Genomic DNA, 21,882 nt, shown 5'->3' on the forward strand with positions numbered 1-21,882 from the left:
AAAAATTTATGGATATGAGTATATGTTCAAACATATCAACAAATAGATGCAAGATTTTCTTATTGACAGGATTGATGTTATTGATTTTATCCTGCGGTAAGCAGATTAATCCAATTGACTATGTAAATCCAAATATTGGAACGGCACATAGCAGGTGGTTCTTTTATACGCCAGCAGCTTTGCCTTTTGGGATGGCAAAGCCAGCGCCTACCACAAATGGTCATTACGGAAACAAATGGGGCTGGGAAGCTGTTGGTTACGATGACAGACATGAATCCATAGAAGGATTTGCCAATGTGCATGAGTTTCAGTTGGGAGGAATTGTATTGATGCCAACCAATGGAAAACTATTTACCACACCAGGAAAATTTGAACAGCCGGATTTAGGTTACCGATCTCGCTTTTTGAAAGAGTCAGAAATTGCAAAGCCAGGCTACTATAAGGTTGATTTGGCAGATTACGGCATCAAAGCGGAATTAACTTCAACCAAAAGAGTAGCCATTCATCGATATACATATCCTGCCAATAAAAAGGCGAACTTGTTGTTCGATATTGGAAACCGACAAGGCGAAAGTGGTGCGGTTGTGAATGCAGAAGTAAAAAGGGTGGATGACCATACCGTGGAAGGATGGGTAGAAACTGCCCCTGAATACGTGAAGAAATACCAAAAAGGATCAACGGTTAGCATGTACTTTGTTGCCAGGTTGAACAAAGCAATGAAAGAGTTTGGAACGTTTCAGGGCGATTCAATCTTTCCCAATCAGGATAACATATCAGGAAAGGGAGCGGGATTGTACTTTTCTTTTACTCCGGAAAAGTCTGAAAGTATAGAGGTGCAGGTGGCCTTGTCCTATACCTCCATTCAAAATGCGTATGAGAATATGAAAGCCGAAAGCTTGCCTTTTGCTGAAGCGAAAAAGCAGGCGAATCGCATCTGGAATACGGAACTGAATAAAATACAGGTGAAAGGGGATTCCGAGACTGACAAGACTAAATTCTACACCGGCCTGTATCATGCCTTGCTGGGCAGGGGATTGGCGAATGATGTGAATGGAGCCTATCCTAAAAATGACGGTAGCATTGGACAGTTACCTATGAAAAGTGATGGAACTCCTCAATTTAGCTTCTACAATACCGATGCTGTTTGGGGAGCATTTTGGAACCTGACGCAACTGTGGACTTTGGCCTGGCCGGAATACTACAACGATTTTGTTCAAACTCATTTGCAGGTATACAAGGATACTGGTTGGTTTAGCGATGGCTTGGCCAATAGCAGGTATGTTTCGGGGGTAGGAACCAACTATGTAGGACTCATTATTGCCTCGGCATACAATTGCGGAATCAGAAATTACGATACCGACTTTGCCCTTCAGGCTGCACTCAACAATGAATTGGGATGGGAAGGCCGACCTCTTGGGGCAGGAAAAATGGATGTGAAAAGTTTTGTAGAGAATGGCTTGATACCCCATCAGGAAGAGTGGGGTGAGATACCCGAGGCGAGTGCATTTTCAGCATCTCATATACTGGAATACTCCTTCTCGGCTCATGCTGTTTCTCACTTTGCCAGCCAACTAAACAGAGGCAAGGAGGCAAATCAATTGAAGCAACTGTCTCGTAGCTGGGAAAATATATTCGATTCTTCCACAGGTTTCATTCGACCAAAGGATGAAAAGGGGGAATTCATCTCCAATTTTGACCCTATGGAACCCTGGCGGGGATTTCAGGAAGGAAATGCATGGCAATACAGCTTCTATGTTCCCCATGAGGCCGGGAAACTTGTGAGCAAGATCGGGAAAGAAAGATTTAATGAGAGGCTTGATTCTATCTTTCTAACATCCCGTAAGAACGGTTTTGGTGGAGGAAAGGAAATTAATGCCTTTGCAGGAGTAAAAACCATCTACAATCACGGGAACCAACCTAGCTTGCACATTCCGTGGCTATACAACTTCTCAGGAGAACCTGAAAAAACACAATACTGGACAAGAACCATTTGCAATGAGTTTTATGGTGCTGACCCCATCCATGGCTATGGATACGGACAGGATGAGGATCAGGGACAGCTGGGGGCCTGGTACGTTATGGCTTCCATTGGCTTGTTTGATGTGGCTGGTCTAACGGGAGAGAACCCAGGCATGCAATTGGGGAGTCCTGCCTTCGATGAAATTAAAATCAAGCTAAATCCTGATTACTATCCTGGCAAATACATTCAGATTAAGGTGAAGAATAACACTCCTGAAAGCTTATTGGTGAAATCAGTAAAACTGAATGGGAAAGTATTGGAAAAACCCGAAGTCTCCTTTCAAGACCTAATAAAAGGAGCAAAGCTGGAATTTGAAAAGAAGAATAAAAACGAACTGTACTAAATGAGATACGAATGAGAAAGTTAATGATTGTTCTTGCTGCAGTAAGCCTTTTGGTAAGCTGTAAGCCTGGCTCAGAGAAAAATGAGAAATTGAAGAAGTCAGTGATGGAAAATACTGATTTTAAGTTTGTGAAGCAGAAAGCTCTCGAGGTTGTGAAAACAGGCTTTAATGCTGGGGATGGCTATGGCGAAGTTTGGATTCGCGACTATGCAACCTTTATTGAACTGTCGGCAGAGGTATATCCAAAAGAGATTCTTAAGGAGAACTTACGAGTTTTCTTCCGCCTTCAGGGCAGCGATGGGAATATAATTGATGGCTTCATTCCCAAAGAAAAAGCCGTAAATGTTGAGGGGGGATACACATACATCTACAACGATTTGGAACCAACTTACTGTGGTCACAAGAATACGGTGGAAACCGATCATGAGGCATCACTGGTGCAGGCGGTTTACAAGTACATTCAGAAAACGGGCGACAAAGACTTTCTTCAGGAGAAGATTGGAGAGAAAAGCGTTCTTGACAGAATGGAGTGGTCCCTGGAATTTCTTTTACATTACCGTTGGAGCAAGGAGCATGGAATGATTTGGGGAGCTACTACCTCTGATTGGGGCGATGTGCAGCATTGTCACCCTTGGGGCGTGTATATCACCGAGGATACCAAGTATTGTCTTGATATCTACGACAATGCCATGTTTTTGATTGCCATCTCTGATCTTATGGAATTGGATGCATCCAAAAAGCAGAAGTGGCAAACGATTCATGATAAGCTGGCTAAAAATACAATGAAATACCTGTGGGACAATCAAAATCAGAAGTTCATTCCTCATGTCTATTTGGATGGTTCGCCTTTCCCAGAAGACTTTAATGAGAATGAGATCTTCTATCACGGGGGAACAGCCGTAGCCATTGAAGCAGGCTTGCTAAACAAAGAGCAAATCAAAGTTTCCCTGGATAAAATGATTGCCAATGTGAAAGCTTCTGGTGCCGGATCTATAGGGCTGACCATGTATCCTCCTTATCCGGAAGGATTTTTCGAAAACAAGGGCATGTACCCATATGGCTATCAGAATGGGGGAGACTGGACCTGGTTCGGAGGCAGAATGATTCAGCAATTGGTGAAATACGGATTTGTAGAGGAAGCCTACGAGCAATTGATTCCCATGACAAAGCGCGTGGTGGTGAATGATGGCTTTTATGAGTGGTACACCGAAAAGAATGAGCCAAAAGGCTCGGGCACCTTCCGTGGTTCGGCAGGGGTGTTGTACAAGGCGATTGAAATGTTGGAAGATGCAGTTGAAAAATAAAATGGAGATGGAGAACAAAAGAAAGTCAGATCAGTATTTGCTACCCCTTAAACAAAGTGAATCGGTAGTTGGGAAATACGATCTTTATCCTTCCTTGCAAATGGAAGAGGGGAAGGTTTTTGTGGGGGTGGAGACATTGGCACAAGAGCTAAGCAATGAGAAAACCATTATCATTGATGGATATGTGGGTGTATTCTTCGAGCAGATAAAGGAGAAGCTGAATGATCAGTTCCTAAACCTGGGAAAGAAAGTGAATTGGGTGCATATTGATGAGGCTCTAAAGGCTGAAGCCGATATTGATACCATGATAGAGCCTTTTCTGGGGGGAGACGATCCGATATTTGGAACCAAGGCGACCATTGATCTTGCCGACTTCTTCGATCAGCAGAAACTGGAGAACCTGCAGCAAGACTCCACCGCTGACCTGAATATCATCTACGGTTCGGGAGCCGCCCTGGCCAATTGGGAAGGCAAATTGGTCTACATCGACCTGCCAAAGAATGAGCTGCAATTTAGAGCTCGCGCACAAAGTATTACCAATTTGGGGGCAAGCAAAGCCCAGGAGAGCAAACCCATGTACAAGCGCTTCTACTTTGTCGATTGGATCGTTCTGAACAAGCACAAGCAGGCGCTTCTGCCTAAGCTTGACATTGTAATCGATGAACAGCGCATCGATGAGGTGACCTGGATGAGGGGAGATGATTTGAGACATGGCCTAAGCGAGATGGCCAATAACATTTTCCGTGTTCGTCCGTGGTTCGAGCCTGGGGCCTGGGGAGGCCAGTGGGTGATGGATAAGATTGACGGGCTGAACAAGGACGTGGTGAATTATGCCTGGTCTTTCGAGTTGATTGTACCTGAAAATGGCTTGTTGTTCGAAAGCAGTGGAAAGCTTCTGGAGGTTTCCTTTGACTGTATCATGTTTCAGGAAACGGAGGCAGTCATGGGAAAACATTCACAGCAATATGGCTTTGAGTTTCCCATTCGTTTCGACTTCCTGGATACATTCGATGGGGGAAACCTATCCATCCAATGTCATCCACAAACAGAATATATTAACAAGCATTTTGGCGAGAGTTTCACTCAAGAGGAGACCTACTACATTCTGGATGCAGGAAAGGATGCCAAATGCTATTTGGGCTTTCAGGAAGAGATTGATCCGAAGGCATTCGAAAGCGATTTGCAATACAGCTATCAGAACAAAAAGGAGATTGATATCACCAAACATGTGCAGGTTCACGATTCTAACAAGCATGACCTGTTCCTGATTCCTCCTGGAACCATTCACGGGTCGGGGATTGATAACCTGGTTCTTGAAATCAGTACCACTCCCTATATCTTTACCTTTAAGATGTACGATTGGTTGCGAGTAGATTTCGATGGGAAACCCCGTCCGATTAATGTTGAGCGTGGCATGGAAAACCTCTGCTTCGACAGAAAAGGGCAGTATGTGAAAGACAAATTGATCTCCCATCCTTACTTGTTGAACGAAGGAGCAGACTGGAAACACTATCACCTGCCGACTCATGAAAAACATACCTACGATGTTCATCGTTATCATTTGAACACTGAAGTGGATATCGAAACGGAGAACAGATGCAATGTCCTTTCGTTGGTGGAAGGGGAAAGTATTATTGTTGAGACACAGAACGGAATGCGACAGCGCTTTAATTATGCCGAAACCTTCGTGATCCCTGCTGCTGCAGGATCCTATAAAATCATTAATGAATCGGAAGGTGAAATAATGGTGGTGAAAGCATTCATGAAATAAGCATTAAGTATTAGACGTATGAAGAAAATAGCCTTTTTTACCCTACTCGCAAGTTTGTTTATTAGTGCCTGTACCCAGGACAAACAGATTCTTTGGCAATTGGGAGAAAACGACAATTCCGGTGCTGAATTTGCCTTGGCTCCCGGCGGATACAAGGACTATATCGCCAATGATTTTGGTTGGGAAGACAAGTACTATCTGATTGGAAAATCTGATGAAAAAAAGGAATGGCCATACATCATCCCAGGCATTAGCGATACCTGGGGTGGCACTTGGGGAACAGCCGGGTGGAGGTCCAGTACCCTGAACATCCTATTTGGAATTGAAAACCTTCCTAAGCGAGGGGGTTGGAAACTGACAGTAGATCTTCTGGATTGCAATTCGAAAGACTTGCCCCTTTTCAAGGTCACCGTAAACGGTACATCGTGGAAATACAGCATCCCGGAAATCAGCAAGAACTCTTCCATTTATACCTTGCCGGAAAATCCTTCGGAATACCTGATTGAGATACCTCTGCCTGCCGACCTTATCCGCAAAGGGGGGAACCAGATCAGCATGACGACCCTGCAGGATCATGGTTGAAGTTCGACCAGATTAAGCTGGAAGCTCCCGGGGATGCTACCTTGATAACGGATGACAAAGTGCATCTAAGAAGTGTGAAGGCAGCTGAGTATGAGTTAGACATCGATGGAAAATCGTTCCAGCCCTTGCTGGTAGATGTGGAGCATCTGCAGGCAAAGCCCAAACTGACCGTTATCCTTGATAATAAAGACATCTTTTCAGAGACTGTTGAACAGGGAAGGTACGAATTTGAAGCGCCCATGCCTGCTGTGAAATCTCGCAAAGAGAGCAGCTACGAGATATGGGCCGATGGCGTTAAAATTCAGGAAGGGGAAGTGATACGTTCCGCCCTAAAGAAAAGAACACCAGCTGAATATGTAGATTCGAGAATGGGAAGCGGTCACTCCCGCTGGATGATTGCTCCCGGACCATGGATGCCATTTAGTATGGTGAAACTGAGTCCCGACAATCAGAATCCAAGCTGGCAGGCGGGCTACGACCCCAACTTCGAATCAATAGGATGTTTTAGTCATATCCACGAATGGACCATGGCAGGATTGGGAATCATGCCGACCAACGGCTCTTTGCAAATCAAGGTGGGCGACGAGAAAGACCCGGACAGCGGCTATCGTTCGAGAATTGACAAGGCAACTGAAACTTCGCGCATAGGCTACTACAGTGTCGATTTGACCGATTACAACATTCAGGCGGAGCTGACAGCGTCTACACGATGTGGCTTTCAGCGATACACCTTTCCTGATTCCGATGATGCAAGAATCTTAATTGACCTGCAGATCCCTTGTGAATACACCTATCAGAACAAGGAGATAGAGCTGAAGCAGGTGAGCGATTACCGTATTGAAGGCTTTAGCCACCAGTTAACGGAGAATACCTGGGCCGGAGGCATCGATCAGGAATACACCATTTACTATGTGATTGAGTTCGATCAGCCATTGGCAAGATGGGAACATGGATAAACGATGAAATTAGCGATGCAAAAGCCATTCATGCAAAGATGTTAAGGATGCCGGTTGTTATGTGGAGTTTAGCACCAAGGAAAGCAATCAGGTGCAAGTGCGTACGGGGATTTCCTATGTGAGCATTGACAATGCCGCTGAGAATTTAAAGACCGAGGTTTCCAATCCTTTCGGTTGGGATTTCGATTCCCTAAGAGCCCATCATGTGTCTGAGTGGAATAAATTGCTTGGGCGAATCAATATATCGAGCAACGACCAGCGCGAGAAGATGCGTTTTTACAACAACATGTATCGCTCATTGTGCAGTCGTAATATTTTCAGCGATGTAAACGGAGAGTGGCGAGATGCAGGCGAAAAGGTACGAAAGATGGAGGATCCTTCTTCTCCGGCCCTGGGTTGCGATGCATTTTGGAACACCTTCTGGAACCTGAATCAGTTCTGGAACCTGGTCACTCCCGAGTGGACCAATCGTTGGGTAAAATCGCAACTGGCCATGTACGACTCCAACGGATGGCTGGCAAAAGGTCCTGCCGGAATGGAATATGTTCCCGTAATGGTGGCAGAGCACGAAATTCCTTTGATTGTTGGTGCCTACCAAATGGGAATTCGCGATTACGATGTGGAAAAAGCCTACGAGGCGGTTCGCAAGATGCAAACAACTCCTGCCCAAAAAGTGGGTGGTGGATTTGCCGGTAACCGTGACCTGGTGAGCTATCTGAAATATGGCTACGTGCCCTACGACAAGGGACGTTTTTCCAATTCACTGGAATACTCCTACGACGACTGGACGGTCTCACAGTTTGCCAAGGCCTTGGGCAAGAAGGCAGACTACAAGATGTTCCTGTCGCGAGGCTATTACTGGAAGAACATCATAGATCCAGACATGGGCTTTGCGCGAATGAAAGATTCAAAAGGCAAATGGTTGCCCGATTTCGATCCTTACAAATCAGGAGCCAACCACCACTATGTGGAAGGAAACTCATGGCAGCTAAGCTTTTTCGTTCCCCAGGATGTTCCCGCTTTGGCAAAAGCCATTGGCAAGGATCGATTTGTGGAGCGATTGGATTGGGGATTTGGCGAAAGCTATAAAACCAGGTTCAACGGAATGAACGACCTCTATTGGAACTATCCCGTTGTACAGGGAAATCAGCAATCCATGCATTTTGCCTTTCTTTTTAACTGGGTGCAAAAACCTTGGCTAACCCAGAAGTGGAGCAGGGCCATCATCGATCGCTATTACGGTTACGGCGTTGCCAATGCCTACCTGGGCGATGAGGACCAGGGACAGATGAGCGCCTGGTTCATCATGGCATCCCTTGGCCTGTTCCAGACCGATGGGGGCTGTTGCGTTGATCCGGTATATGAAATTGCCAGTCCGCTCTACAAGAAGGTGGAAATTGATTTGGGCAAACAGTTTGGCAGGGGAGAAAAGTTCGTGATTGAAGCCAAGAACGCCTCCCGCCTGAACAAATATGTGCAGTCGGCAAAACTCAATGGCAAGCGCCTGCAGGACTTTAAATTTCCTGCCAGAGAATTACTCAAAGGAGGAAAGCTAGAGCTTGAAATGGGCCCTGAACCAAATAAGAAGTGGGGGATTGTGGAGTAACCCGCAGCCTAAACCAATTTATAAATACAGCAACGCCCCATCGAAAGAGTGGGGCGTTTTTTGAATTTTACTGTCGGAAATTAAGTTTTGAAAAATTGGGAATACCAAGTAGTATCCCCAATGCAATTATTTAGACTTATTTTTTTAGTGCTACCAAATGATTTTTCCAACTGTCTGGGATATTATTTATATCCATAACGTGAAGTTGATTCTTTTGAATATTGGCAGTTGGTGATTTTGAAAGCGTTTCGTTTAAAAATTCGGTTTTTAATTTATACATAGCTCCTGTTGCAGGATCAACAATTAATAAGCCAATAACACCGCCAAATAAAATATTTCCCCAATACCATCCATCTACCTTAAAATGAATGGGTACAGTTTTAGTCTCATATCCTTCCTTCTCAAATTTCACATGATATAGAGCTCTTTTAAAAAATTTAGCACTAGCTTTTAGTTTCACTGTAGCAGGAGTATTTCCACTATAAACCTGAACTCCATTAGCATCTGTTATTATAATCTTAGCTTCAGATGGGGAGCTATTAATAGAAATTGGGTAACTACTTTTACTTACAATTGAAGCACAACTAGACATTAATAAAGCAAGTCCAGTTAAACACGAAATCAGTAAAGTTTTTTTCATTTTAATTGATTTAAATTAGTTTTTAGGATTTTAATGCTTATTCAAGCTACTAATTTTCAGTCAATATTCATAAATTAATTATAAAGAATGATGAGAGTGTTTTATCAATGAAACTACTGTTGACAATCACAGAAATCATACTAAGTAAGCTGAGTAAATATTGCCTAAGGGATCATCAATAAGGCTGTAAGGGTTGGGATTATTCGTTAGTAAGTATTTGAGAGTATTTTGAGTAATATTCACAAAAAAATCCCCATCCGGTAGGATGAGGATTCTCGATATCTAAAGAAGTAAAAATTTATTTTACTTCGCTCATTGCTTCACTTACGTTGATACAATAATCACCTATTTTTTCACATTCGCAGAACATGTCGTTGTAGATGATACCTGCTTGTATCTTGTATTTGTTCTCTTCAACACTGATCAAGTGTTCAGCCTTTAAAGTATTTCTGTAATCGTTGATTTCACGTTCAATTTCCCAGGCTTTCTTCACGTTTACTTCTGAGAAATCTTTCTTGGTATTCTCAAGCATCATATCCAGGGCATTGTCAATCAATTCGAACATCTTATTGATATTATCGCGTAATTCTTGTGGGAACCATGCTTTTTGTTCACGCTTGCGTTTCATTGCTTTAGCAAGATTTAATGCAGAATCACCAACACTTTCAATATCACTAACCATTTTAAAGTAAGCACGTACGCGCTCCGAGTTTTCTTTACTCAAGCGAGTTTCCGAAACCGAAGTCAGGAAGTTTGCAATTTCTACCTCCATATCATCACTTTCGTCTTCACGCTTATTGATTTTATCAAATAATTTATTGAAAGACTTATCGTTGGTTTCGTTAAAAGCCTGTTTTGCGTAACCAAACATTTTCTTGGTACTCTTTGCATAGGTGCTAATTTCTTTTTTAGCAAGGAAAAGAGATGCTTCAGGGGTAGATAAAGTACCGGTTTTGATGTGTTGCAGCTTAAATTCTTCTTCAACATCTTCGCGCACAGGAACCAAGGTAGTTACCACTTTCACAATGAATCTGGCAAACCAGATCATTATCAAAACATTCAGTATATTGAATCCAGTATGGAACAAAGATAGTGCAACAGGTACCGAAGCTGCATTTGTAAAAGGATTACCTCCTGCGAAGAAATTCATATTTACCCAAGCAACAGCATCCAGGAAATAAGGCAATACCATTAGCATCCAGATCACACCAAACGTATTAAAAATAAGGTGTGCACGAGCAGCACGTTTGGCTGATGTATTGGCAATCATGGCTGCCAGGTTAGCAGTAATGGTTGTACCAATGTTTTCTCCCAACACCATTGCAGCTGCAATTTCGAAACTAATCCATCCCGAATTACACATTACCAATGTAAGCGCCATGGTAGCCGATGAAGATTGAATCAAGATGGTAAGCAAGGTACCAATACCCAAAAACAAAAGGGTAGAGGCAAAGCCATATCAGTATAATTAGTCAGGAATGTAAGAATTTCAGGATTGTTCTTGATATCAGGCATAGATGTTTTCAAGAACTGTAGTCCAATAAATAACAGAGCGAATCCCATGATTAACTCACCCCAATTCTTTTTATTACGATTTTGAGAGAATAAGAATGGCAGACCCAAACCAATTAATGGCAAGGAAATGGCACTCATACTTACTTTAAATCCCAGAATTGAGATCAACCATGCAGTTACGGTAGTACCGATATTGGCACCCATAATTACGCCAACAGATTCAACCAGTGAAAGCAATCCAGCATTCACAAAACTTACCACCATTACTGTAGTTGCCGATGACGATTGAATTAAAGCTGTAATCAGAATTCCGGTGAACACACCTTTTACCCTGTTCGAAGTCATAGCTGCAAGAATCGTTCTCATTTTATCTCCAGCTACTTTTTGAAGAGCCTCACTCATTAGTTTCATTCCGTAAAGGAATAATCCGAGAGAACCAATAAGTGTTAAAATATCGGCTAATCCGTAATCCATAATAGACTAATTTTGTTTGTATTCAATTTGTTAGTTTGATAAGGTGGGCAAAAGTAAAACTTTTTCAATGTAAAGCAAATGTTAAAAAATAGAAAAGTAAACGTTAAGGCGGTAATTAGATTCGTTCGATTTAAGGATTTTTAACGTATCGATATCATGCAGTATATCAGTAAACTATAGGGATGAGCCAAATTTAGGAGCAAATAAACTCATATTTTTCTTAACAATAATCATGACGAGAATTGATGAGAATGATACTATTTTATAATTAATTATTTAAATGTCAGAAGGTTTGGTGCTTTTTCCTTAATTTTATGTCATTGCCTTGAATGATATAGCTAAAGAAGGCTTGAAGCCATTGTGTATCTTTTGAAAAAATGATTTTAAGTCGTATTTTCGCCGAACTCTAGAAGAAACAGGGAATTAAATAAAATAGTATGTGGAATAGGATTGCAGGATTAATTCTGAGAAATAGAATTTTACTTTTGGTGGTAGTTGGGCTGATTACTTCATTTATGGCTTATAAGGCTCAGTTTGTTGAGATGTCCTATACCTATGCGGCCTTACTTCCCGATGATGATCCTGCATCTATAGAATATGAGAAGTTTAGAAATACTTTTGGGCAGGAAGGAAACATGATGTTCTTTGCCGTGCAAGATCCAGATTTTTATGAGTTGGATAAATTCAACGATTGGATTGCACTTGGTGATAGCCTTGGTTCATTGGATGGTATCGATGCGGTGGTATCTATTGCACATACCTGGAATATCAATAAGAATAAGAAGGAAAAACGATTCGAATTTGGAACCATATTTCCTCACAAGGTAAAAACGCAAGCCGAGCTGGATAGTTTGGCAGCAGTGGCTGAATCATTGCCATTTTACCACGGAAGCTTAATTAACAAAGAAAGCAATACCTACCTTATGGGGATTACGGTTAATGCTAAAATCATTAACTCAAAGGCCCGTGAACCAATGGTTGCCAAGGTGCGTGAAATTACCGATGCATTTACCGAAAAGTACGGTCTGAACATGAAATATTCAGGTTTGCCATACATTCGAGTGGTAACTGCTCAAATGATTAAAGGTGAAATGAACATGTTCATCTATCTTTCGCTTTTGGTTACGGCTGTTATTTTGTTCATGTTCTTCCGATCGTTTAAAGTGGTGTTTTTCTGCATGCTGGTGGTTGGACTAAGTGTAATTTGGGCGGTAGGTTCCATGGTGCTGTTCGATTACAAAATTACATTGCTTACCGCGATGCTTCCTCCACTTTTGGTGGTTATTGGGATCCCGAACTCGGTTTTCCTGATCAACAAATATCATGGAGAGTACATCCGTCACAACAACAAAATAAAGGCATTGCAAAGGGTAGTTGCAAAAATTGGTAATGCAACCTTCCTTACCAACCTAACTACAGCATCGGGCTTTGCAACATTTATTGTGACTTCAAGTCAGATTCTGAAAGAGTTTGGTGTAATTGCCGCTTTAAATATCATGGTGGTATTTGTATTATCGCTACTATTGATTCCTATTATTTTTAGTTTTTTGGCTCCGCCAGATCAAAAAGCAACAAAACATCTCGACAATAAACTTACGGTTTGGTTCGTAGCCAGATTAGAAAAAATTGTATTGAATCACAGAAGTGTGGTTTATTCCATTGCCATTTCACTTTTGATTCTTGGTGGATTTGGCATCATCAAAATGAAGAGTACAGGTTATATGGTAGATGATTTGCCACATGATAACGAAATTTATCAGGATCTTAAATTCTTCGAAAAGAACATGGATGGTATCATGCCTTTAGAGGTAATGGTAGAAACCAAGCAAAAAGCAGGTGTATTAAACACTTCCACTTTGAAACGTTTAAATAAGCTCAATGATTCTTTAAGGGCTTATCCTGAAATATCCGGATCTGTATCGGTAGTAGAAGCTGCAAAATTTGCCAATCAGGCTTATTTTAACGGAAAAGAGAAATACTATAAACTGCCAAGTAATCAAACCAAGGATATTATTCTTTCCTATTTGGCAAAGGCAGAAACAGGTGCCGATTCCAAAGTATTGGAAACTTTCGTTGATTCTACTCAATCTGTCACCAGAATGAGTTTTAGAATGAAAGATATTGGTACAACCAGAATGGCCGAAATGGAAAAAACCATATTAGGACATGTGAATGAGATCTTCCCTAAAGACAAATACACGGTGCATGTAACCGGGTCGAGCATTGTCTTTTTTAAGGGAACTCAATACCTAATCAAAAACTTATTTTTGAGTTTGGCGTTGGCCATTTTCTTGATTGCTTCTTTCATGGCCTGGATGTTCTCATCCAAACGAATGGTTATGGTAGCGTTGATACCAAATCTATTGCCATTGATCGTTACAGCAGCTCTAATGGGCTATTTTGGCATTCCTATTAAAGCATCTACCATATTGGTGTTTAGTATTGCCTTTGGGATTTCGGTGGACGATACCATTCACTATCTTGCAAAATATCGACAGGAACTAAAAGCAACCAATTGGAGCATTCGTTCATCGGTTGTTTTGGCTTTGCGCGAAACGGGACAAAGTATGATGTACACCTCAATTATTCTTTTCTTTGGATTTGGAATTTTTGCATTATCTGAGTTTGGTGGAACGGTATCATTAGGCGTATTGGTATCTCTTACCTTGCTTTCTGCAATGCTTTCAAATTTGGTGTTATTGCCATCCTTGTTGCTGACTCTTGAAAAGGCAATTACCAACCGATCGTTTAAAGAACCACTTCTTCAAATTTTTGATGAGGAGGAAGATATTGAATTGGATGATCTTCGAATTGCAGTAATTGAAAATAAAGAGGAGCAAAAAGAAACCGCTGCTAGTTAATTTTTTATATTTTAGTGAGCTGTAAAAATTACACACTAAACTTATAGCTCACATGTATAGTTTCAAAGAACTCCAGGATGTAGTGCAGAAAGAAATTGATGGACTGGAGTTTTCTACACCACCAGAAGGATTGTTCGAACCCATGAAGTACATTCTTGGGATTGGTGGCAAGCGCCTTCGTCCAATTTTGGTATTACTTAGTGCCAATTTATTTAAAGATGATTTAAAGAAAGTTTATCTACCAGCAATCGGAATAGAGGTATTTCACAATTTTACCTTATTGCACGATGACGTAATGGATAATGCACCTATTCGTAGAAGCAAGGCTACGGTTCACGAAAAGTGGAACAGTAATGTGGCCATTCTTTCCGGTGATGCCATGTCTATCAAGGCATATCAATACATTGTAAGTTGTGAAGATCACCACTTGCGTGATGTGCTTACCGTGTTTAACCAAACAGCTCTTGAGGTTTGTGAAGGACAGCAGTTTGATATGGAATTTGAGGACAGAAGAGATGTACAGATCAATGAGTATTTGGAAATGATTCGCCTAAAAACTGCAGTACTTCTTGGAGGAAGCTTAAAAATGGGAGCGGTAATGGGTGATGCAGATGCCAAAGATGCTGAGTTGCTTTATAATTTTGGAGTTAACCTGGGCATGGCGTTTCAATTACAGGATGATTATCTGGATGTTTTTGGCAATCAAGATGTATTCGGTAAGAAGATTGGTGGAGATATTCTTTGCAACAAAAAGACTTTTCTGCTGATTAAAGCGTTTGAGTTGGCAAAAGGTGATGATAAAAAGGAATTAGAAGGATGGATTTCGGCAAAAGATTTTAATCCGGAAGAAAAAATTAGTGCCGTTAGAGCCATTTACGAAAAACTAAAGGTGAAAGATGAATCGCAAGCGAAGATCGATGAGTATTTTAGCCTTTGTTTAGAGTATTTGGATAAGGTGAATGTTCCGGCCGAAAAGAAAAAGGAATTGTACTCTTTGGTGAAGAAATTAGTAAATCGTTCCGTTTAAGAGTGTTAAAATTTAAGATAAGATTCTCCTTTATTCGCAAAAAATTTTAAATTTGTCATCACGCGATAATAATGATCCAAAAATTTAATAGTAAATGTCACAAAATACAGGCAAAATTGTACAGGTAATCGGACCTGTAATCGATGTAAGTTTTGAGAAGGAAGGTGGTAAACTTCCTGAGATTTACGATTCTCTTGAGGTCGTGATGGAAAACGGTAAAAATTTGGTAGTTGAGTGTCAACAGCACATTGGTGAAAATACTGTGCGCGCAATTGCAATGGATTCAACGGATGGTTTACGCCGTGGAATGGATGTAATTGCTACAGGTTCTCCTATAATTATGCCTGCCGGTGATAAAATCAAAGGTAGACTTTTGAATGTTGTTGGTGAAACCATCGACGGTATTGGTAAGGTAGACAAGGAAGGTGGATACCCAATTCACAGAACTCCTCCTGCTTTTGATGAACTAAGTACTGAATCTGAAGTTTTCTATACAGGTATTAAGGTAATCGACTTGATTGAGCCATATGCAAAAGGTGGTAAAATTGGTTTGTTCGGTGGAGCTGGTGTAGGTAAAACCGTATTGATTCAGGAGTTGATTAACAATATTGCAATCGGACAAGATGGTTTATCTGTATTCGCCGGAGTAGGGGAACGTACTCGTGAGGGGAATGATTTGCTTCGTGAGATGATCGAATCGAAAGTAATCCGTTATGGAGATGAATTCGAGGAAGACATGGAAAAAGGTGGATGGGACCTTTCTAAAGTAGACAAAGATGCTTTGGATAAGTCACAGGTATCTCTTGTGTTCGGTCAGATGAATGAGCCACCAGGAGCTCGTGCTCGTGTAGCTTTATCAGGATTAACCGTTGCAGAGAGTTTGCGTGATGGTGATGAAAAATCAGGCGGTCGCGATATTCTTTTCTTCGTTGATAATATTTTCCGTTTTACTCAGGCAGGTTCTGAGGTATCTGCACTGCTTGGTCGTATGCCTTCAGCAGTAGGTTACCAGCCAACTCTTTCAACTGAGATGGGTATCATGCAGGAGCGTATTACTTCAACCAAGCGAGGATCGATTACATCGGTACAGGCAGTTTATGTACCAGCCGATGACTTGACTGACCCTGCGCCAGCAACAACATTTGCTCACTTGGATGCTACAACAGTATTAAATCGTAAGATTGCTGAGTTGGGTATTTATCCAGCGGTGGATCCATTGGATTCTACATCTCGAATTCTTACGCCAGATGTTGTAGGGGATGCTCACTATACTTGTGCACAAAAAGTAAAAGAGATTCTTCAGCGTTACAAAGAGCTTCAAGATATTATTGCAATTCTTGGTATGGAAGAACTTTCGGAGGATGACAAGTTGGTGGTACACCGTGCCCGTCGTGTTCAGAGATTCTTATCACAGCCATTCCACGTTGCAGAGCAGTTTACTGGTTTGAAAGGTTGTTTGGTATCCATCGAAGATACAATCAAAGGTTTCAACATGATTATGGATGGTGAAGTGGATCAATATCCAGAAGCAGCATTTAACCTTGTTGGAACAATTGAGGAAGCAATTGAGAAAGGTGAGAAATTACTAGCTGAAGCACAAGCTTAAACTAATGATGAATTATTAATTATTAATGATTAGTGGCGTTGAACATTGATCATTAAGCATTAAACATTAATATGCATTTAGAAATAGTAACACCAGAAAAAAGTCTTTATTCAGGTGAAGTTGTTTTGGTTCAGCTTCCTGGCAAGGATGGATCTTTCGAAATACTGAAAAATCACGCTCCAATTGTATCTACTTTGGAAAAAGGGACCATTAAACTGAGACCATACGAAGGAGATGATGTTTTCTTCGAGATTGGTGGAGGAGTAGTTGAATGCAAGAAGAATGTAATTTCAGTATTGACTGATAGTTAAAAATTAAGCTTAATTGCAAATTATATATGAAAGCTCGGATATAATCCGGGCTTTCCTTTTTTAGTTCATTACTGATAATTATTTTTGCATGCATTCAGTATACAGGAATTACCTGTAACTTATTCTGATTATATTTTCATCAAACTTTTTCTTAAAACAATGCCTAAAAAATTCTTAATCATTCGATTTAGCTCCATAGGAGATATCATCCAATGTATGACAGCTGTTGACGGTATTTTGAATCATTATCCTGATGCAGAAATCCATTGGATTGCAAGAAAAGATATGTCCTCTTTTTTAGCCATGGATCAACGAATTCATAAGGTTTGGGGATTTGATCGCCAAAAGGGATTTAAGGGCCTTCTGGAGCAAGCAAAGCAGCTTAAACAGGAAAAGTTCGACTATGTATACGATGCGCACTCAAACATTCGCTCTATCATTCTGAAAACGGTTTTGGTACCAAGATGGAAGCGTTGGTTTGGAATAGGACCCAAATTTACCATGAGAAGCAAGGATCGAATCAAAAGGATCTTGCTATTCAAATTCAGAATTGACCGTTTCCCAATGCCATTTAAAGGCATGCTCTCATTTCGCAAGCCATTGGAAAAATGGGGAATTAAGGATTATTCCAAGGTCAATGAGGATTGGTACTTTCCTGCTGAATTGAAAGAAAAGATGGATCAGCAAGTTTTTGAGAATCTAAAAGGAGAGAAGAGCAAGTTGGTTACCTTGGTGCCATCGGCTGCCTGGCAAATGAAGCGATGGCCGGTTTCGCACTGGCAAAAATTGGTGGGCCTTCTTCCAGATTATCATTTTATGATCTTGGCTGGACCTGATGATGTTTTCTGCAAAGAAATAGAGGAAGTTGCTCCTGATCGAGTGCTAAATTTGAGTGGAAAAACCAATTTGTTGGAATCTTGTTACCTGGTTCAAAAATCAAACTTGGTAATCTCTGGAGATACAGGATTCTTGCATGCTGCAGATAAATTTAAAATACCAGCACTTTCCTTGATGGGGCCAACTGCATTTGGTTTTACTACAGGAGATCACATTAAAACCCTTGAAGTTGATATGAAATGTCGCCCATGTACAAAGGACGGATCAGGTAAATGTAAGATGAATATTTACCAGCAATGTATGGTTGATATTACTCCTAAGTGGCTTGCTGATGAGGTGAAAATGTTAATGGAATCTTAAATCAGACTAATAAGTATTTTAATTTTTCCTACTTCGTATTTTTAATGATATCTTAGTTTTTAAATCAAAACAAGAATTCATGAAAAAATTAGCATTACTACTAATGGTTTTAGTAGGAGTTTATACCAGTCAGGCAATTGCCCAAAACAAAGAGAAAAAAGAATGTAAGAAGGAGTGCTGTTCCAAAAAGAAATGTGAAAGCAAAAATTTTTACAGCTATAAAATGAACTCTCTGCAGGGCGAAGAGGTAAAACTAAAGAAATATAAAGGGAAAGTGGTTTTGGTGGTTAATACGGCAAGTAAATGCGGTTTAACACCACAATACAAAGGTTTGGAAGCCTTGTATCAAAAGTACAAAGACCAAGGATTGGTGGTTTTGGGTTTTCCTTGCAATCAATTTTTGGGACAGGAACCTGGAACAGCTGAGGAAATTGAAGAGTTTTGTCAGAAAAACTATGGTGTAAGTTTCCCAATGTTTGAGAAGATTGAAGTGAGAGGAGAAAATGCTCATCCACTTTATAAAATGTTGACTTCGGAAAAATCATTTGAAGGATTCGATGATTCTGAATCTGGTCAAAAGTTTAAAGGTTTTTTGAGCCAAAAATTTCCGGAAATATACAACGGAGATGGTATTAAATGGAACTTTACAAAGTTCTTAATTAATAGAGAAGGGAAGGTGGTTCAGAGAATTGAACCAAATATTACTCCTGAAAGCATGGAAGAAGATATTAAGAAATTACTATAAAGAAAAGAGCTCCAATTTGGAGCTCTTTTCTTTTATCTACGAAAGTATCTTTAGACTTTTTGAATCTACCTTTAATTTGATTTTTTCACCAATAACAATGGGTTCTCCATCTACATGTCCTAACTGTGAGGTTTGAACAACTTCTACTTCATCAATCTTAAACTCTTTGAACAAAGAGGAATTTTCGATTTTTCTGGTGAAAGTTTTTAAGGTTAAAGATGGGATTTGATACCACTTTGGCTTCTTCAACAGACATAGGTTTAATTTTCCATCATCAATTTTAGCTGAAGGAGCAATGTATGCATTATTCCCAAATTGAGAAGAGTTGCAAAAACTAAGCATCATGCCTTCCTCTGTGAAAAAATTATTATTGTCTGTCAATTTGAATTTTTGACATTCAAATGTTCTGAAACTACTTAAAACAGCCTTAATATAGGATGTAAATCCTCGAGAATTCATCTTCGCAAACTGATGAGCGATAAGCGCATCAAAGCCAATACCTGCCACATTTACAAAACGATACTCATTTATGCAAGCAGTATCCATTGAGTTGATCTTGGCCTGGTTAAGGTGTTGAATTGCCTTTTTTACATTCATAGGTATTCCAAGATGTCTAGCCAATCCGTTTCCTGATCCACAAGGAACAATTCCCATGGCAACATCAGAGAAAGTCAAGGCGCTTGCTATCTCATTGATTGTACCATCGCCACCTATTGCAATCACAAGATCAAATCCTTCTTCTATGGCTTTTTTTGCAAGTTCTGATGCGTGACCAGCATATTGGGTCATTTTAACTGTCAATTGAAATCGGGACTTGTCTGTATGTTTATTCAGTAAACTTTCAATATGTTTTTGTTTGCCATTACCAGAAATTGGATTGATAATGGCAAGTGTATTTAATTTGTTTTGCATACTGTTATTCAAATGCGATTTTCAGGTTTTTATGCGATAGCCTACTTTGATTCCTAAAGAAATCCATTTCTACATTTAATTGTTAAAATTGTATCCCTTGTGGTGAAACAAATAGCTTGCCGTTTGATAATACGTAATTGCATCTCTTAGCTCAGATTTGTTTAATTCACACGATTTTTGATTATCATTCTCTATAGAATAGGATTCAATTCGTTTGGTTGGCAATTGAAGGGTTAATGAATTATTTTTAAGCAATCCAATTTTCTGATAAGTTCCAACTAAAGCCCTATCAGGTTGATCCAGAAGAATATCTTTACCGAAAAATTTAGATGTATAATCCATATTTAATAACCCCATAACAGTTGGAGCAAAATCAATTTGAGAGGCCATCGTATTTACTTCTCTAGCTTCAATTATTCCTGGAGCATAAACCATAAGTGGGATGTGATATTTTTTACAGGTAAAGAGGTTTTACCAGCACTAGAGGCACAGTGATCAGCTACAATTACAAATAGGGTATTGTTGAACCACTCATGTTTTTTTGCTTCACGAAGAAATTTGGCAATTGCATAGTCTGTATATTTCACAGCTCCTTTTCTTCCGCTATGAGAAGGAATATCAATCTTACCATCAGGATAGGTATATGGTCTATGGTTTGATGTTGTCATGATAAAATTGTGGAATGGTTTCCCTGATTTATATGAATTATCTGCAACCTGCATGGCTTTGGCAAAAAGATCTTCATCGCAAACACCCCAGGCATTTTCGAATGTAATTTCATCTTTCTCAAAATTTTTCTTGTCAACTATATTATAGCCACTATTTCCGAAGAAATAGTTCATGTTATCGAAATAACCATTACCTGCATATATAAAATTAGTGTCATATCCTTTTGATTTCAGAACATTACCCAAAGTAAACATCCCTTCATTATTTGGACGTTTCACAATAGAATATCCAGGCGTTGGAGGTATTGAAAGCGTTAGAGCTTCCATGCCTCGAACAGTTCTGGTTCCCGTTGCATAAAAGTTGGTAAAAAATAGTGATTGTTGGGCAATGGTATCCATGTTTGGAGTAATATTGGAAGTTCCTCCAAATCGGGTAAAGAAAGATCCACTCAAACTCTCTACTGTAATCATCATCACATTGTACTTCTTGTCCTCACCTGGATAATTGATTTTTCGAGTAACATCAAACACATCCTTACTAATAAATTCACTATTTGAAGTTTTAATAAGCTCTCGCAAATTAGTGAATGCCTCCTTGTCATCCATCGATTGATAGAAGGATTTGTAATCTAGTTCGTTATTTCTGAAAGCCGAAAATATTTGATATATTCCATTGTGTGCAAGTTCATTGGAATAGGTGTTTTCTTGAATTTCAGCCGAGGTTTTATCAATGGTAAGAAAGGCCATTGTTGGGATCATCCAAAGTACAACACTGGTGATTAATCGACTCACAAATTTGGATTGAGAGTTAATGGATGAGTCAAATTGCTTCTTAACCAATGCAAAGATCCCTCCCGAAAGCAAAAGCATTCCAAAAATGATAATTGGCATTGGATAGGACTCTTTGATATTGGAGATTACCTCGTGTGTATAAACCAGATAATCCACTGCAATGAAGTTGTATCTTACACTAAACTCTTCCCAAAAAAACCATTCTCCAATTCCTGAAAACACAAGAATTCCAATGCTTACGATAAAGAAAGCATAAGATATCCAACGGTGTATTTTGCTGTTGAATATTTTATCCGGAACGATTAAAAGGTAGAATACAAATGGAATGATGAAATAGGAGATGGCTACCAAATCGTAGAACAGACCAAATGCATAGATTTGAAAGAATCTGATGATGCTTAATTCTACATTCTGAAAATCTTTAATTAACAAAATGGTTCTTACCAAAAATGATAAGGCGATAAAAATAAAGCTAAATATGATCAAGCCGCCATAACGACTTTGTAGGATGTTTCTGAACTTCATATTTTTTGAATTGTGGGATTTCAAATT

Annotated in this window: 18 protein-coding genes; 12 read left to right on the forward strand and 6 right to left on the reverse strand. The window is 40.0% G+C overall.

Annotated features, from left to right (window positions below; genetic code table 11):
- The first annotated feature begins 14 nt into the window (after nucleotides 1–14).
- The 6 genes from JCM15579_RS02225 (at nucleotide 15) to JCM15579_RS20575 (ending at nucleotide 8,582) form a co-directional block, all read left to right on the forward strand.
- Nucleotides 15–2,363 carry a GH92 family glycosyl hydrolase gene (locus tag JCM15579_RS02225; RefSeq protein ID WP_054715718.1) on the forward strand — a complete coding sequence of 783 codons (2,349 nt, stop codon included), beginning with the start codon at nucleotides 15–17 and terminating at the stop codon, nucleotides 2,361–2,363.
- Nucleotides 2,364–2,374: 11 nt separating this feature from the next.
- Nucleotides 2,375–3,667, forward strand: coding sequence for a GH36-type glycosyl hydrolase domain-containing protein (locus JCM15579_RS02230; protein ID WP_054715114.1), 1,293 nt, complete (start codon nucleotides 2,375–2,377; stop codon nucleotides 3,665–3,667).
- Nucleotides 3,651–5,438: a class I mannose-6-phosphate isomerase gene (locus JCM15579_RS02235; RefSeq protein ID WP_245625799.1), complete on the forward strand. Its 1,788-nt coding sequence runs from the start codon at nucleotides 3,651–3,653 to the stop codon at nucleotides 5,436–5,438. Before JCM15579_RS02230 ends, JCM15579_RS02235 begins: the two co-directional genes overlap by 17 nt.
- An 18-nt stretch (nucleotides 5,439–5,456) precedes the next feature.
- Nucleotides 5,457–6,020 (forward strand): polysaccharide lyase family protein, encoded by a 564-nt coding sequence (locus JCM15579_RS20565; protein WP_218186037.1) that lies wholly within the window; start codon nucleotides 5,457–5,459, stop codon nucleotides 6,018–6,020.
- Nucleotides 6,017–6,976 (forward strand): hypothetical protein, encoded by a 960-nt coding sequence (locus JCM15579_RS20570; RefSeq protein WP_218186038.1) that lies wholly within the window; start codon nucleotides 6,017–6,019, stop codon nucleotides 6,974–6,976. The genes JCM15579_RS20565 and JCM15579_RS20570 overlap by 4 nt, the downstream gene beginning before the upstream one ends.
- 61 nt (nucleotides 6,977–7,037) lie before the next feature.
- Complete coding sequence (locus tag JCM15579_RS20575; RefSeq protein ID WP_218186039.1) at nucleotides 7,038–8,582, forward strand: glycoside hydrolase family 92 protein; 1,545 nt, start codon at nucleotides 7,038–7,040, stop codon at nucleotides 8,580–8,582.
- Between the two features lie 136 nt (nucleotides 8,583–8,718).
- Here the strand turns inward: JCM15579_RS20575 and JCM15579_RS02245 are convergent, their stop codons facing one another.
- The 3 genes from JCM15579_RS02245 to JCM15579_RS21205 all read right to left on the reverse strand — a co-directional run bounded on the left by JCM15579_RS02245 (nucleotide 8,719) and on the right by JCM15579_RS21205 (nucleotide 11,211).
- The gene (locus JCM15579_RS02245; RefSeq protein WP_054715117.1) at nucleotides 8,719–9,222 is read right to left on the reverse strand and encodes a peptidase associated/transthyretin-like domain-containing protein; all 504 of its coding nucleotides are present in this window, start codon (nucleotides 9,220–9,222) and stop codon (nucleotides 8,719–8,721) included.
- 298 nt (nucleotides 9,223–9,520) lie between these two features.
- A complete protein-coding gene (locus JCM15579_RS21720) occupies nucleotides 9,521–10,654 on the reverse strand; it encodes a Na/Pi cotransporter family protein (RefSeq protein WP_262493475.1) in 1,134 nt (377 codons plus the stop codon).
- On the reverse strand, nucleotides 10,624–11,211 hold the full coding sequence (locus JCM15579_RS21205; RefSeq protein ID WP_262493476.1) for a Na/Pi cotransporter family protein: 588 nt from the start codon (nucleotides 11,209–11,211) through the stop codon (nucleotides 10,624–10,626). The genes JCM15579_RS21720 and JCM15579_RS21205 overlap by 31 nt, the downstream gene beginning before the upstream one ends.
- Nucleotides 11,212–11,648: 437 nt before the next feature.
- Here JCM15579_RS21205 and JCM15579_RS02255 point away from each other — a divergent pair, with 437 nt between their 5' ends.
- From JCM15579_RS02255 to JCM15579_RS02280, 6 genes are all read left to right on the forward strand, one after another.
- The gene (locus JCM15579_RS02255; RefSeq protein ID WP_054715120.1) at nucleotides 11,649–14,072 is read left to right on the forward strand and encodes an efflux RND transporter permease subunit; all 2,424 of its coding nucleotides are present in this window, start codon (nucleotides 11,649–11,651) and stop codon (nucleotides 14,070–14,072) included.
- Nucleotides 14,073–14,124: 52 nt separating this feature from the next.
- Entirely contained in the window at nucleotides 14,125–15,099 is a 975-nt protein-coding gene (locus JCM15579_RS02260; RefSeq protein WP_054715123.1) for a polyprenyl synthetase family protein, read from the forward strand.
- A 94-nt stretch (nucleotides 15,100–15,193) separates the two neighbouring features.
- Nucleotides 15,194–16,705 carry a F0F1 ATP synthase subunit beta gene (gene atpD, locus JCM15579_RS02265; protein ID WP_054715126.1) on the forward strand — a complete coding sequence of 504 codons (1,512 nt, stop codon included), beginning with the start codon at nucleotides 15,194–15,196 and terminating at the stop codon, nucleotides 16,703–16,705.
- Between the two features lie 71 nt (nucleotides 16,706–16,776).
- The gene (gene atpC, locus JCM15579_RS02270) at nucleotides 16,777–17,016 is read left to right on the forward strand and encodes an ATP synthase F1 subunit epsilon (protein WP_054715129.1); all 240 of its coding nucleotides are present in this window, start codon (nucleotides 16,777–16,779) and stop codon (nucleotides 17,014–17,016) included.
- A 159-nt stretch (nucleotides 17,017–17,175) separates the two neighbouring features.
- The gene (locus JCM15579_RS02275; RefSeq protein ID WP_054715132.1) at nucleotides 17,176–18,213 is read left to right on the forward strand and encodes a glycosyltransferase family 9 protein; all 1,038 of its coding nucleotides are present in this window, start codon (nucleotides 17,176–17,178) and stop codon (nucleotides 18,211–18,213) included.
- A gap of 79 nt (nucleotides 18,214–18,292) precedes the next feature.
- Nucleotides 18,293–18,958: a glutathione peroxidase gene (locus tag JCM15579_RS02280; RefSeq protein WP_262493477.1), complete on the forward strand. Its 666-nt coding sequence runs from the start codon at nucleotides 18,293–18,295 to the stop codon at nucleotides 18,956–18,958.
- A gap of 36 nt (nucleotides 18,959–18,994) precedes the next feature.
- On the opposite strand, the gene JCM15579_RS02285 is transcribed toward JCM15579_RS02280, so the two are convergent.
- The 3 genes from JCM15579_RS02285 to JCM15579_RS21730 form a co-directional block, all read right to left on the reverse strand.
- Nucleotides 18,995–19,870 (reverse strand): diacylglycerol/lipid kinase family protein, encoded by an 876-nt coding sequence (locus JCM15579_RS02285; RefSeq protein ID WP_054715135.1) that lies wholly within the window; start codon nucleotides 19,868–19,870, stop codon nucleotides 18,995–18,997.
- 75 nt (nucleotides 19,871–19,945) lie between these two features.
- Nucleotides 19,946–20,305, reverse strand: a complete 360-nt coding sequence (locus tag JCM15579_RS21725) for a hypothetical protein (RefSeq protein ID WP_054715138.1) — start codon at nucleotides 20,303–20,305, stop codon at nucleotides 19,946–19,948.
- Nucleotides 20,284–21,855 (reverse strand): LTA synthase family protein, encoded by a 1,572-nt coding sequence (locus tag JCM15579_RS21730; RefSeq protein ID WP_054715141.1) that lies wholly within the window; start codon nucleotides 21,853–21,855, stop codon nucleotides 20,284–20,286. The genes JCM15579_RS21725 and JCM15579_RS21730 overlap by 22 nt, the downstream gene beginning before the upstream one ends.
- Nucleotides 21,856–21,882 lie beyond the last annotated feature (27 nt).

The sequence above is a fragment of the Marinifilum fragile JCM 15579 genome, assembly GCF_001310955.1.
Classification (GTDB): Bacteria; Bacteroidota; Bacteroidia; order Bacteroidales; family Marinifilaceae; genus Marinifilum; species Marinifilum fragile.